At 70.4% G+C, this 12,647-nt stretch carries 13 protein-coding genes; 8 read left to right on the forward strand and 5 right to left on the reverse strand.

The features are described from left to right. Positions 1 to 143: 143 nt before the first annotated feature. From ACTWPW_RS23120 to ACTWPW_RS23130, 3 genes are all read left to right on the forward strand, one after another. Complete coding sequence (locus ACTWPW_RS23120) at positions 144 to 1,172, forward strand: PHP domain-containing protein (protein ID WP_375115355.1); 1,029 nt, start codon at positions 144 to 146, stop codon at positions 1,170 to 1,172. A gap of 201 nt (positions 1,173 to 1,373) precedes the next feature. Next, the gene (locus ACTWPW_RS23125) at positions 1,374 to 2,102 is read left to right on the forward strand and encodes a helix-turn-helix transcriptional regulator (RefSeq protein WP_375115354.1); all 729 of its coding nucleotides are present in this window, start codon (positions 1,374 to 1,376) and stop codon (positions 2,100 to 2,102) included. Positions 2,103 to 2,153: 51 nt separating this feature from the next. Further along, positions 2,154 to 2,537 carry a VOC family protein gene (locus tag ACTWPW_RS23130; RefSeq protein ID WP_375115353.1) on the forward strand — a complete coding sequence of 128 codons (384 nt, stop codon included), beginning with the start codon at positions 2,154 to 2,156 and terminating at the stop codon, positions 2,535 to 2,537. Positions 2,538 to 2,708: 171 nt separating this feature from the next. On the opposite strand, the gene ACTWPW_RS23135 is transcribed toward ACTWPW_RS23130, so the two are convergent. The 5 genes from ACTWPW_RS23135 to ACTWPW_RS23155 form a co-directional block, all read right to left on the reverse strand. Beyond that, a complete protein-coding gene (locus ACTWPW_RS23135; protein WP_375115352.1) occupies positions 2,709 to 3,446 on the reverse strand; it encodes a maleylpyruvate isomerase family mycothiol-dependent enzyme in 738 nt (245 codons plus the stop codon). A gap of 10 nt (positions 3,447 to 3,456) precedes the next feature. Further along, positions 3,457 to 4,953, reverse strand: coding sequence for an alpha/beta hydrolase (locus ACTWPW_RS23140; RefSeq protein ID WP_375115351.1), 1,497 nt, complete (start codon positions 4,951 to 4,953; stop codon positions 3,457 to 3,459). A 186-nt stretch (positions 4,954 to 5,139) separates the two neighbouring features. Further along, positions 5,140 to 7,887, reverse strand: coding sequence for a pyruvate dehydrogenase (acetyl-transferring), homodimeric type (aceE, locus tag ACTWPW_RS23145; RefSeq protein WP_364138439.1), 2,748 nt, complete (start codon positions 7,885 to 7,887; stop codon positions 5,140 to 5,142). A gap of 336 nt (positions 7,888 to 8,223) precedes the next feature. Continuing rightward, positions 8,224 to 8,958: a response regulator gene (locus tag ACTWPW_RS23150; RefSeq protein ID WP_375115350.1), complete on the reverse strand. Its 735-nt coding sequence runs from the start codon at positions 8,956 to 8,958 to the stop codon at positions 8,224 to 8,226. After that, complete coding sequence (locus ACTWPW_RS23155) at positions 8,955 to 10,535, reverse strand: ATP-binding protein (RefSeq protein WP_443169881.1); 1,581 nt, start codon at positions 10,533 to 10,535, stop codon at positions 8,955 to 8,957. The genes ACTWPW_RS23150 and ACTWPW_RS23155 overlap by 4 nt, the downstream gene beginning before the upstream one ends. Positions 10,536 to 10,641: 106 nt before the next feature. Between ACTWPW_RS23155 and ACTWPW_RS23160 the strand changes: the two genes are divergently transcribed. The 5 genes from ACTWPW_RS23160 to ACTWPW_RS23180 all read left to right on the forward strand — a co-directional run bounded on the left by ACTWPW_RS23160 (position 10,642) and on the right by ACTWPW_RS23180 (position 12,614). Next, the gene (locus ACTWPW_RS23160) at positions 10,642 to 10,824 is read left to right on the forward strand and encodes a DUF1918 domain-containing protein (RefSeq protein ID WP_364125456.1); all 183 of its coding nucleotides are present in this window, start codon (positions 10,642 to 10,644) and stop codon (positions 10,822 to 10,824) included. 9 nt (positions 10,825 to 10,833) lie between these two features. Continuing rightward, a complete protein-coding gene (locus ACTWPW_RS23165; protein ID WP_375115348.1) occupies positions 10,834 to 11,241 on the forward strand; it encodes a secondary thiamine-phosphate synthase enzyme YjbQ in 408 nt (135 codons plus the stop codon). A gap of 118 nt (positions 11,242 to 11,359) precedes the next feature. Continuing rightward, on the forward strand, positions 11,360 to 11,791 hold the full coding sequence (locus ACTWPW_RS23170; RefSeq protein ID WP_364125452.1) for a DUF3052 domain-containing protein: 432 nt from the start codon (positions 11,360 to 11,362) through the stop codon (positions 11,789 to 11,791). 35 nt (positions 11,792 to 11,826) lie between these two features. Further along, the gene (locus tag ACTWPW_RS23175; RefSeq protein WP_375115347.1) at positions 11,827 to 12,282 is read left to right on the forward strand and encodes a peroxiredoxin; all 456 of its coding nucleotides are present in this window, start codon (positions 11,827 to 11,829) and stop codon (positions 12,280 to 12,282) included. A 53-nt stretch (positions 12,283 to 12,335) separates the two neighbouring features. Next, entirely contained in the window at positions 12,336 to 12,614 is a 279-nt protein-coding gene (locus tag ACTWPW_RS23180; RefSeq protein ID WP_375115346.1) for a hypothetical protein, read from the forward strand. Positions 12,615 to 12,647 lie beyond the last annotated feature (33 nt).

Genomic DNA, 12,647 nt, shown 5'->3' on the forward strand with positions numbered 1-12,647 from the left:
TTGCGCGGCGGTTCTTTGGGCGCCTGCGCCGGATTTGCCATCAAACTCCTGCTTTCCTGGGCCGATCAGCCTAGCGGTGGCCCTTGTCCCCGTTCAATGTGTATGCCCCTGTGGTTGCGGTTCTCTTGGGTATGAATGGACGCATGGAACCGGTCGAGGCCCTGCGCGAGATCGCCTTTCTGCTCGAGCGCGCGGGCGAGCCCACGTACCGCGTGCGTGCCTTCCGCCGCGCCGCCGCGGTCGTCGACGACCTGCCGGAGGAGGAGCTCGCCCGGCTGGCCCGCGGTGGCGGGCTCGGCGACCTTCCCGGCATCGGCAAGGTCACCGCCCTTGTGATAAACGAAAGCCTTGATGGGCTGGTTCCGACGTACTTGCGGAGAATGCGGGCAACTGCCGGCATCGAGCTGGACGCCGAGACCGCCGAGCTGCGCGCCGCGCTCAAGGGGGACCTGCACAGCCACTCCGACTGGTCGGACGGGGGCTCGCCGATCGAGGAGATGGCGGAGGCGGCCATCGGGCTCGGGCACCAGTACTGGGCCCTGACCGACCACTCGCCGCGCCTGGCCGTGGCCAAGGGGCTGTCGGCCGAGCGGCTGGAGCGGCAGCTCGAGGTGGTGGCCAAGCTGAACGAGCGGCTGGCGCCGTTCCGGATCCTGACCGGGATCGAGGTGGACATCAACCTGGACGGCTCCCTGGACCAGGAGTCCGAGCTGCTGGAGCGGCTGGACGTGGTGGTGGCCAGCGTGCACTCCAAGCTGCGGATGGGCGGGGAGGACATGACCCGCCGGATGGTCACCGCCATCGCCAACCCGCTGGTGGACGTGCTCGGCCACTGTACCGGGCGGGTGGTGCAGGCCGGCGGGAAGCGCGGCGTGAAGCGGCCGGAGTCGGACTTCGAGGCGGAGCTGGTGTTCGAGGCGTGCCGGCGGTTCGGGGTGGCTGTCGAGATCAACTCCCGGCCGGACCGGCTGGACCCGCCCAAGCGGCTGATGCGGCTGGCGTACGAGATGGGGTGCGTGTTCGCGATCGACTCCGACGCGCACGCCCCCGGGCAGCTCGACTGGCAGCGGTTCGGGTGCGAGCGCGCCGCCCGGTGCGGGATCGAGGCCGAGCGCGTCGTCAACACCTGGCCGCTCGACCGGCTGCTGGGCTGGATCGGCGCCGCCCGGTGAGATCCCGGCACCTCCCGTCCCGGTCAGGAAAAAGCGGCCGTCGTTGCGTGGCGGGAAAGCCCGCCTCGGCGTACTCTCCCCGGCAGAGGGCCCTGGGGCAGTGACCGAAGCGTGAGACCCCTGTGGCCGCGCGGTTACGTGGGTGTCCCGGGGCTGCCGGGCGCCCCGCGATTGTCGGTGGCGCGGCGTAGCGTCTCGGCTGTGAACCGTACCGACCGGCTCTACGCGTTAGTCGAGGACCTGCGCGCCATCTCGCCCCGCTGCCGCTCCGCCCGCGAGCTGGCCAAGCGGTTCGAGGTGAGCGTCCGCACGATCGAGCGCGACATCACCGCCCTGCAGGAGTCGGGCGTGCCGATCTACGCCGAGCCGGGGCGCAAGGGTGGTTACGCGATCGACAAGAAGATGTCGCTCCCCCCGCTCAACTTCACCCCCGCCGAGGCCGTGGCCATCGCGGTGGCGCTCAGCCGGGCCGGCGACCAGCCGTTCGGCCGGCAGGCGCGCAGCGCGTTACGCAAGGTCGTGGCCGCGATGCCGGGGCCCGAGGGTGAGCTGGCCCGGGAGCTGGCCCGGCGCGTGCAGCTCGTGCACCTGCCACCCGAGCCGGGCGGCGAGATCCGGCCGCTGGGCGGCGAGGGCATCTCGCGGGCGATCGAGGAGGCGCTGCTGCGCCGCCGCGTGCTCAGGCTCGACTACGCCGACGCCAAGGGCGCGCTGACCTCGCGCGACGTGGAGCCCGGGGTGTTCCTGGGCGGGCGCGGCGGTTTCTGGTATCTCGTGGCGTGGTGCCGGCTGCGCGACGACGTGCGCGTCTTCCGCCTCGACCGCATCGCGGCCGCCACCGTCACCGCCGAGCGCTGCCCCGACCGGCCGCTCGAAGGCTTCGCCACCGACGTGCCCGAGATGGTCGTACACGGAACTTTGCTCGATTAATGATGCGGAAACACCGACATAGGGTTGTCGCCATAGGGATACATCGTTGTCTTGTTCGAGAAAGAGGAGACGATGATGGACAACACGGTGACCTGGTTCGAGGTCGCGACCGACGACCCCGAAGGCGCCCAGCACTTCTACGGCGGGCTGTTCGGCTGGACGTTCGACCGTGGCGACGACGGCCCGCTCGACTACCGGATGATCGGCTACCCGGGCGGGGAGCAGCCCGCCGGCGGGCTCTTCAACACCAGAGGCGAGTTCCCCAGCCACGCGATCTTCCACGTGCAGGTGGCCGACGTCGAGCAGACCTGCGCCAAGAGCGAGTCGCTGGGCGGCAAGGTGATCACGAAGGTGATCGACGACGGCGCCGGCACCGACTTCGCCTACATCCACGACGTCTCCGGCAGCGTCTTCGGCGTCTTCCACCGCAGGTGATCACCCGCTCGCGGGCCGGGGCATGCGCCTTCCCCGCGAACACCCCGGCAGGCGAGCGGGCCGCTCCCGAGGGCAGATCCCCGGAGCGGTTCACCCCCTCGCCCTGGACTCGCCGCCGATCGCCGAGCGGCGGCGCGTCCAGGGCACCTTCACGACACCTTCACGACAGGGTCAGAAGGCGGCCGTGGCCAGCCAGCGCTCCAGCAGCGCGCGGTCGCCGTGCACGGTGAGCCCCTCGGGGGAGCGGCGGCCGTAGAGCAGGAGCAGCAGGTCGCTCACCGGGCCCCGGACGGCGGCGTCGCCCTTGGCGTGCCCGCGGGTCCAGGTGATCTTCCCGGCGGGGCCCTGCGTGATCGTCCACTCGCCGTCGGTGTCGCTCGCGTGGAGGTGGATCGTGGCCCCCTCCACGCCGAGCTCGGCCAGCGGCCGGGTGACCCAGGCGGCGTACGGCAGGTTGTGCAGGAACTCCTCGATGCCGTCGATCGCCGTTCCCGCCGGGATCTCCGGGTCGACGCCGAGCGCGAGCTCGGCGTCGGCCCGGTGCACCACCAGCTCGAAGAGCATCCGGCGCGGCCACCAGGACGCCGTCCCGTCCGGGCCCCACGTCCACACCGTCATCGAGGGATCGGTGGCGCGCAGGGTCTCCAGCAGTTCGGCGGCCCCCGCCGTCAGCCAGCCGGCGTCGCCGCTCTGGCCCTCGGCCAGCCCGCTGGGCACCTGCCGCGACCAGATCCGCTCCTGGACCTGATCGCGCAGCACGTGCACCGCCCAGCGGTGGGTCTGGCCGACGTGCGTGACCAGCTCGGCGAGCGTCCATCCCGGGCACGTGGGCACCGGCACGGACAGGTCGCCGGAGAGGTCCGCCAGCCGCGCGACCTCGGTCTGGATCTGGGATTCGTAGTCCGTCACGCGGCCCAGACTAGGCCGCCGGGCAACTCGTGCCCTTGCTCGGCACCTTCCCGTCGATCAGGTACGAATCCACCAGCCCCTGGACGCACTTGCTGCCCGACAGGTACGCCCCGTGCCCCTCGCCCTCGTACGTGACCAGCGTCGCGGTCTTGAGCTGGGCCGTCAGCTTGGGCGCCCACTCGTACGGGGTGGCCGGGTCGCCCTTGCCGCCCACCACCAGGATCGGCGCGGACCCGGTGGCGTCCACGTGCCGTGCCTCGTTGCTGCCCTTGGCCGGCCAGACCCGGCACAGCCCGCCGGAGCCCTCGCTGCCGAACAGCGGCGAGATCTTCATCGCGGCCGCCTCGGTGCGCCGCAGCGCGGCCTCGTCGGGGCGCTCGGCGGAGTCGACGCAGGTGATCGCCGGGAAGCTGGTCATCTGCGTGGAGTAGCTGCCGTCCGGGGCGCGCCCGGTGTAGGAGTCGGCCAGGTACATCAGCGCCTCGCCCTGGCCCTTGAGCGCCTGGCTCAGCGCCTCCTCCAGGAACGGCCAGGTCAGCTCCGAGTAGAGCGCGGCGGCCACGCCGGTCGAGGCCAGACCCTGGGTCAGCGCACGCCCGTTGACCTGCAGCGGCTTGCCGGCGAGCTGGTTCATCAGCCGCTCGACGTTCGCGTTGGCGGTGGCCTGGTCCTTGCCGACGTCGCAGGTGCTCTTGACGCAGGAGCGCAGGAAGCTCTCGTACGCCTTCTGGAAGCCGCGCGTCTGCGCCAGCGTGCGCTGCTCGAACGTGACCGTGGGGTCGAGCGGCGCGTCGAGCACCATGCGGCCCACGGTCTTGGGGAACAGGGTGGCGTAGACGCCGCCGAGCTGCGTGCCGTACGACATGCCGACGTAGTTGAGCTTGGGGTCGCCCACGGCGGCGCGGATGCGGTCCATGTCGCGGGCGGCGTTCACGGTGCCGATGTAGGGCAGGATCTTGCCGGAGTTCTGCTGGCAGAGCGCGGCGAACTGCTTGTTGGCCGCCGCGGCCTCCTGGTGCGTCTGGGCGTCGGGCGGCAGCGTGTCCAGCGAGGTGAACCGGTCCATCTCGGCGCCGTCGCCGCAGCGTACGCCGGAGCTGCGCTCGACGCCGCGCGGGTCGAAGCTGACCAGGTCATAGCGGGCGCGCAGCGCCGTGAGCGCCTTGGCGGCCTGGTCGAGCGTGTCGACGCCGGAGGCGCCGGGGCCGCCGAAGTTGAACACCACCGAGCCCAGCCGCTTGCCCTTGCCGGTGGCCGGCAGCTTGATGAGCGCCAGGTCCAGCTTGTCCCCGTCGGGCTTGGCGTAGTCGAGGGGCACCGCGAGCTTGCCGCACCGTACCGTGGCGTCCTTGTTGGCCGGCGGCTCGCCGTCAGGGCGCTTGATGTCGGTGCAGGGACCCCAGGCGATCTTGTTCGGGTCGGCGGTGGACTCCGTGGCCGGCTCGGCGGGTGCGGTGGAACAGCCGGCGGCCGCCAGAAGCAGGGCGGCGGCTAGAAGGCGACGCATGACGAACTTCCCCTCACATCTCTCAGGGGGAAGTAGTGCCCACAATACGTGACCCTGCACCAAACCTGGGTGAGGCGGCACGTACCCCTCCTGAACGTGCCGCCTCACAGGCCCAACGGCGCGGACGGCCGGATATGACGGCGCTCCCGCGAAAACTCATTCGCGGGAGCGCCTCATTCGGATGACTCAGACCCCCATGGACTGGGTGTCGTTGCTCTCCGCGCCGCCCGCCTCGGTGACGCCGTTCTTGAGGTGGTAGCGGGCGATGGCCTCGCGCAGCACCTCGCCGTCGAGCTCGCCCCGCTTGACCAGGCTGGTCAGCACGGCCAGCGTGATCGACGCCGCGTCCACGTGGAAGTGGCGGCGCAGCGCCGAGCGGGTGTCGGACAGGCCGAACCCGTCGGTGCCCAGCGAGGACCAGTCACCCGGCACCCACTGCGCGATCTGGTCCTGCACGGCCTTCATGTAGTCGCTGACGCCCACGAACGGCCCCTGCGCCGGCGAGAGCACCTGGGTGACGTAGGGGACGCGCGGCTCGGCGTCGGGGTTGAGCAGGTTGTGCTCCTCGCACGCCAGCGCGTCGCGGCGCAGCTCGGACCACGACGTCGCCGACCACACGTCGGCCGACACGCCCCAGTCCTCGGCCAGCAGGCGCTGCGCCTCCATCGCCCACGGGCCCGCCACGCCCGAGGAGAGGATGTTGGCCTTGGGACCCTGCGTCTGCGGCCCGTCGGCGAACTTGTACAGGCCCTTGAGCAGGCCCTGCACGTCGAGGTCCGCGGGCTGGGCGGGCTGCAGGTAGGGCTCGTTGTAGACGGTCATGTAGTAGAAGATGTCTTCCGGCTGGTCGCCGTACATCCTCCGGAGGCCGTCCTTGACGATGTGCGCCACCTCGAACGCCCAGGACGGGTCGTAGGAGACGGCGGCCGGGTTCGTCGAGGCGATGAGCGGGGTGTGGCCGTCCTCGTGCTGCAGGCCCTCACCGTTGAGCGTGGTGCGGCCCGCGGTGGCGCCGAGCAGGAAGCCGCGGCCCATCTGGTCGCCCATCTGCCACATCTGGTCGCCGGTGCGCTGCCACCCGAACATCGAGTAGAAGATGTAGATCGGGATCATGTGCTCGCCGTGCGTGGCGTAGGCCGTGCCGGCCGCGATGGCCGAGGCCATCGAGCCCGACTCGCTGATGCCCTCGTGCAGGATCTGCCCCTGCACGGCCTCCTTGTACGACAGCAGCAGCTCCCTGTCGACGGCCTCGTACGTCTGGCCGTGCGGCGAGTAGATCTTGGCCGTCGGGAACATGGCGTCGAGGCCGAACGTACGGGCCTCGTCGGGGATGATCGGCACGAACCGGTGGCCGATCTCCTTGTCGCGCATGAGGTCCTTGAGCAGCCGCACGAACGCCATCGTGGTGGCGACCTGCTGCTTGCCCGAGCCCTTGGCGAAGCCGCCGTAGACCTCGTCGCCGGGCAGCTTGACCGGCTTGGCGCGCATGACCCGCTTGGGCAGCACGCCGCCGAGCGCCGCGCGGCGCTCCTTCATGTACTGGATCTCGGGGTCGTTCTCGCCCGGGTGGAAGTAGGGAGGCAGCTCACCTTCGAGCGCCGAGTCGGGGATCGGCAGGTAGAGCCGGTCGCGGAACTCCTTGAGCTCGGCCTTGGTGAGCTTCTTCATCTGGTGCGTGGCGTTGCGCGCCTCGAAGTCCTTGCCCAGCGTCCAGCCCTTGATGGTCTGGGCGAGGATCACCGTCGGCTGGCCGACGTGCTCGCGGGCCGACTTGAACGCGGCGTAGACCTTGCGGTAGTCGTGGCCGCCGCGCGACAGCTTGCGGATGTCGTCGTCGGTCAGGTGCTCGACCATCTTGCGCAGGCGCGGGTCGGAGCCGAAGAAGTTGTCGCGGATGTAGCCGCCGGACTCGACCGAGTAGGTCTGGAACTGGCCGTCGGGCGTGGTGTTCATCTGGTTGACCAGCACGCCGTCGACGTCGGCCGCCAGCAGCGGGTCCCAGTCGCGGCCCCACACGACCTTGATCACGTTCCAGCCGGCGCCACGGAAGTACGACTCCAGCTCCTGAATGATCTTGCCGTTGCCGCGTACCGGGCCGTCCAGGCGCTGCAGGTTGCAGTTGATCACGAACGTGAGGTTGTCGAGCTCTTCACGAGCGGCCAGGCCGATCGCGCCGAGCGACTCGGGCTCGTCCATCTCGCCGTCGCCGAGGAACGCCCATACGTGGCTGCGGCTGGTGTCCTTGATCTGCCGGTTGAGCAGGTAGCGGTTGAACCGCGCCTGGTAGATCGCGCCGATCGGGCCCAGGCCCATGGAGACCGTCGGGAATTCCCAGAAGTCGGGCATGAGCCGCGGGTGCGGGTAGGAGGGCAGGCCGTGGAAGCCGTGCGACAGCTCCTGCCGGAACGCGTCGAGCTGGGCCTCGTTGAGCCGGCCCTCGAGGAAGGCGCGCGCGTAGATGCCCGGCGCCGCGTGGCCCTGGAAGAAGACCTGGTCGCCCGACTCCCCGTGGTCCTTGCCGCGGAAGAAGTGGTTGAAGCCGACCTCGTAGAGAGAGGCGGCCGAGGCGTAGGTCGCGATGTGGCCGCCCACGTTGGTGCGGGCGTTGGCCCTGGACACCATGATGGCCGCGTTCCAGCGGATGTAGGCGCGGATGCGGCGCTCGACATGCTCGTCGCCGGGGAACCAGGGCTCGCGCTCCGGCGGGATCGTGTTGATGTAGTCGGTGCTGCGCAGGCCCGGCACGCCGACCTGGTGCTCGCGCGCCCGCTCCAGCATGCGGAGCATCAGGTAGCGGGCTCTGGTGCGGCCCTCGGTCTTGACGACGTTGTCGAGAGACTCGAGCCACTCGTTGGTCTCGCTGGGATCGACATCAGGCAGCTGGCTGGGTAGGCCGTCGCTGATGATCGAGAAACGCTGGCGTCCGGAAGCCACTGGGTCTCGCCTTCCGAGATGGACTGATGTCTGGTCTGGGTCGCCTTCCATCCTGGTCGCTAGCCGTAGAAAACGCATCTCTACTAGCCAGTAACCAGAGTGTCCCTGCTGGCAGGGCCATCTACGATGGCCTAGACCACCGATGGTAGGACGAATCGCCACCAAAGGTTACCTCGCGGGAGCAATTTAACAAGACAGGAAAACGAACGAAATTTCGCTCGAATGTCCTGGCGTCCCGGATGCCGCCTCCGTAGCCTTACCCTCCCCCGCGGGAGAGGGTTCTCACCCGCGGCGGGCGAGTCTAGCCGCCGTGCCTCCCGCCTGCCTCGAGTGGGCCTAGAGTGCCTGGTCGAGCGGCACTAGCCCCTGCTGGAGCGCGTAGATCGCGGCCTGGGTGCGGTCGGCCACGCCGAGCTTGGCCAGGATGCTGGAGACGTGCGTCTTGACCGTCTCCCTTCCCATGCGCAGGTCCCTGGCGATCTCGGCGTTCGAGCGGCCGCGCGCCAGGGCGACCAGGACCTCCCGCTCGCGCGGGGTCAGCGTGTCGAGGGGCCGGCGCATGCGGCCCAGCAGGAGCGCCGCGACCCCCGGCTCCAGCACGCTGCCGCCGCGCGCGGCCACGCGCACCGCCTCCACCACGCGGTCGACGGCGGAGGTCTTCGACAGGTACGACAGCGCGCCCGCGCGTACCGCCGCCACCACCCTGTCGTCCTCCTGGAACGAGCTCAGCACGATCACCGCCGGCCGCCGCTCCAGCCCGCGCAGCCGCTCCAGCACCGCCAGGCCGTCCAGCCCCGGCATCACCAGGTCGAGCAGCATCACGTCGGGCCGGCACCGCTCCACCGCGCGCAGCGCGCCCTCGCCGTCGCCGCTCTCGCCCACGACCTCGACGCCGTCCTCCTGCTCCAGGACGAAACGCAGGCCCTGCCTGACGACCTGGTGGTCGTCCACGATGAGCACGCGGATCGTCGTGCCGGGCGCGTCGCCACCGGTCGTCGTGTCTCCGTGGGCCGTCGTGTCTCCGTGGGCCGTCGGGTCAGGCCCGCCGTCCCCGTCGCCGCCGATCGTCATGTCAGCCTCGCCGTCACCGTCGTACCGCTCTCGTCGCTGTGGAGGTCCAGCCGGCCCCCGAGCTCCGTGACCCGCTCGCGCATCAGCTTGAGCCCCATGCCGTGCCTGGTGGCCACGTCCGCCGGGTCGAAGCCGGTGCCGTCGTCCGACACCGACACGGTGATCGCGCCGTCGCGCTCGCGCAGGCGTACCTCTATCCTGCTCGGGTTCGCGTGCTTGACCGCGTTCCCGACCGCCTCCTGCACCAGGCGCAGCACCGCGTGCTCGGCGGCGGGCGGCAGCGTGACCTCGTCCAGCTCCGCCTCGACCGCGACGCCGAGCCGCTCCTCATAGGCGTGACAGAGCTCACGCAGGGCGGGCAGCAGGCCCGCGTCCTCCAGCGCCACCGGGCGCAGCTCCAGCAGCAGCGCCTGCATCTCGCGCATCGCGCGGGCGGCCGTGCGCTCCATCGCCTCGGACTGCTCGCGCAGGCCGCCCGGCGCCGCCCGGCGCATGCCCGCGGCCAGCAGGCTCAGCGAGAACAGGTCCTGGGAGATCGAGTCGTGCAGCTCCCTGGCGATCCGGCCGCGCTCGGCCTGCCTGGCCTCGGCGCGCGCGGTCGCCCTGTCCGCCTCCACGGCCGCGCCGAGCCGGTCGGCCATGAGGTTGACCGAGCGTTCGAGCGTGCTCACCTCGTCGGAGCCCGCCACCGGGACCCGCGGGCGGAAGTCGCCGGCCGCCACCGCCGTCGTCACGCCGGCCAGGCGGCGCACCCGGCTCGTCAGCCGGCGCGTGCTCAGCAACCCGAACACCAGCCCCACCGGCACCACCAGCGCCAGTGCCAGCCCGCCGGCCGCGACCAGGGGGAGCAGCTCCCCGACCGTGGGGGTGGGCGCGGCGTCCGAGGGGGCCTGTACGTAGACGTACCCGATCGCGTCGAAGCCCGCCGAGCCGTCCGGCGACTTGATCAGCACCGGGCTGAAGTGCCAGGTCGTCGGCCCCGTCCTGGTGCTGCCCACTCCGGGGCCGCCCCGGAGTCCCGGCGGGGAGACGTCGAGCGTGCCTCCTACGGGGTAGATCGCGGGCGCCGAGCTCTCGACGACGGCGCCGGACATGTCCACCAGGGCGGCCAGCATGGCCAGCCCCTGCTTGTGCAGCGGCTCGGCGCCGCCCACGAGCGTCCGCGGCGGGACGTCCGTCCGCGGCGGGGGCGCGCTCGGGACCGCCTGCGGCGGGTCGTCGCCCGGGACGGGCCGCGGCTGGACCTCGCTCGGGAGCGCCCGCGGCTGGACCTCGCCCGGGACCGCCCGCCGCCGGGCGTCGTCCGCGACCTTACTGTCCCGCGTCCCCGCCGCGACCGCGGCCAGGACTTCGGCGGGCGAGAGGCCGGGGCGGGTGGTGGAGATCCTGGCCACCTCCAGGTTCAGCACAGTGGTGTCGTTGGCCGCCTGCTCCTGCAGCACGGCCGCCAGATCGGTGGCGTTGGCCCAGGGGATCAGGTAGATGGCCGCGATCACGGCCTCGACCAGGAACACCGCGGTCGCGGTGACCAGCACGTACGAGGCCGCCATCTTGCCGCGCAGGCCGAAACGCCACATCCGCGCAGCGTAACGGTCTGGTCATCTTTCTTCCTCCCCCTCTAGGGGGAGCAAAACTTATGAATCGGTCTTTTCCTCCGGCATTCCGCGTACCAATGTGGGAGGTATGAATGCGACGGTAGGAGACCGGCTCCTGGTGCACGGGAATACCGTTGGCGAAAGGGACCGGAGCGGAGTCATCACGGAGGTCCAGGGCATGGACGGCGGGCCCCCGTACATGGTGAGGTTCGACGACGGGCACACCGGGCTGGTGTTTCCCGGCCCTGATGCCGTCGTTGTGCCTAAGTAAGATTTCCCTGTGAGATCTGAAATCATCTCTGTGGCCACTGGTTCCAGAGAGACGGTGCACGACATCACGGCAGAATGTGCCGACTTCGTTCGTGCCCAGGGTGAGGACGGGCTGCTGCACATTTTCGTGCCGCACGCGACCGCGGGCGTCGCCCTGCTGGAGCTCGGCTCGGGCAGTGACGACGATCTGCTGGCCGCGCTGCGCGATCTGCTGCCGGCCGACGACCGCTGGCGTCATGCCCACGGTTCGCGCGGCCACGGCAGGTCACACGTCATGCCCGGCCTGATCCCGCCGTACGCCTCGATCCCCGTGCTGGGCGGGCGAATGGCACTGGGCACGTGGCAGTCGATCGCGCTGGTGGACCTCAACGTCGACAACCCGCAACGTCAGGTTCGCCTGTCGTTTTTGTCTGATTGATTTTGCCTGGGCACAGGCCGGACCCGTGGCGACCGTTGACGACTGAGGGTCACAGCGTGTGGACTGTGCCGAAGCGATAAACCGCATAAGCGGGGCCACTCAAGCAGGAGGGATAAACGTGAGCGCGACCGCGGGTCAGGCGCAGGGCGAGCGCGGCCTGGCCGAACGACTCGGCCTCAAGCCGGGTCAGGTGGTGCAGGAGATCGGTTGGGACGAGGACGTCGACGACGAGCTTCGCGATTCCATCGAGGACCTGACCGGCAACGAGCTGCTGGACGAGGAGAGCGACGACGTCGTAGACGTGGTGCTGCTGTGGTGGCGCGACGGCGACGGAGACCTCTTCGACGCTCTGACCAACGCCATGCGAGCACTCGCCAACGAAGGCCAGATCTGGCTGCTGACTCCCAAGGCCGGGCGCGATGGCCACGTGGAGCCGAGCGACATCGGGGAGGATGCCGCTACCGCGGGTCTCTCGCAGACCAGCAGCATCTCCGCCGCACCCGACTGGTCCGGCACCAGGCTCGTCCCGCCGAAGGGCAGCCGCCGATAGGGGCCTGAGCGTCAGCCGTACGGCAGGATGTTGGTGTGAACGCACATCCTGCCGAGGTCGGCGCCCTGGCTCCGGATTTCGAGCTGCAGGACCAGCACGGCACTCCGGTGAGCCTTGCTCACTTTCGGGGCGAGAAGGTCGTGCTGGTCTTCTACCCGCTGGCGTTCAGCGGGATCTGTCACGGTGAGCTGTCCGCCCTGCGCGATCATCCGATCGAGGGGGCGCGGGTGCTCACCGTGTCCGTGGACTCCGTGTTCACGCACCGTGCATGGGCGGATCGCGAGGGTTATACCTTTGCCCTGCTCTCTGATTTCTGGCCACACGGACAGGTCGCGCGGGCGTACGGTGTGTTCGATGAGGCGAAGGGGCTCGCTCAGCGGGGGACCTTCATCATCGACGGCGAGGGCGTGATCCGGTGGTCGGTGGTCAATCCGATCTCCTCGGCACGTGACGTCGCCGACTACGTCAAGGCACTCGCCGACATTTCATGACCTCGGAGGGAAGGATGCCCTGCTACCGCTGCGGGGCCCGGCAGACAGACCCGGTGCGCGGTGCCAGCCCGTGGCAGCGCGGGGTGCGCAACGAGTCCCAGGTGCTGATCTGCCCGGACTGTCAACGGCTGCACGACCTCGACCTCGACTCCTGCGCCACCTGCAAGTCCACGGCGCTGATCTGCCGGTTGGGGGAGGTGGAGTGCCGGTCCTGCGGGGCCGTGCGGATGGCCCGTTCGTCGGAGACGCTCAGCCCGGCCTCGGTGGCTCCACCGCCCGGATTGTCGGCGGAGGTGGAGGCGGCGCTCAACCGGGTGCTGGGGCGGGCGTAGCGGCCCCAGGAGGCGTCGGCGGGCCGTCGTGGT

This window comes from Nonomuraea sp. KM90, from assembly GCF_052246675.1.
In the GTDB taxonomy this organism is placed as follows: Bacteria; Actinomycetota; Actinomycetes; order Streptosporangiales; family Streptosporangiaceae; genus Nonomuraea.

Excerpts from the sequence above, each read along its gene's own strand:
- ACTWPW_RS23155 (WP_443169881.1), bottom strand. The coding sequence starts at position 10,535 with ATGTGGCGTTTCGGCCTGCGCGGCAAGATGGCGGCCTCGTACGTGCTG.
- ACTWPW_RS23140 (WP_375115351.1), bottom strand. The coding sequence starts at position 4,953 with ATGCGTCGCCTTCTAGCCGCCGCCCTGCTTCTGGCGGCCGCCGGCTGT.
- ACTWPW_RS23160 (WP_364125456.1), top strand. The coding sequence starts at position 10,642 with ATGAATGCGACGGTAGGAGACCGGCTCCTGGTGCACGGGAATACCGTT.
- ACTWPW_RS23120 (WP_375115355.1), top strand. The coding sequence starts at position 144 with ATGGAACCGGTCGAGGCCCTGCGCGAGATCGCCTTTCTGCTCGAGCGC.
- ACTWPW_RS23150 (WP_375115350.1), bottom strand. The coding sequence starts at position 8,958 with ATGACGATCGGCGGCGACGGGGACGGCGGGCCTGACCCGACGGCCCAC.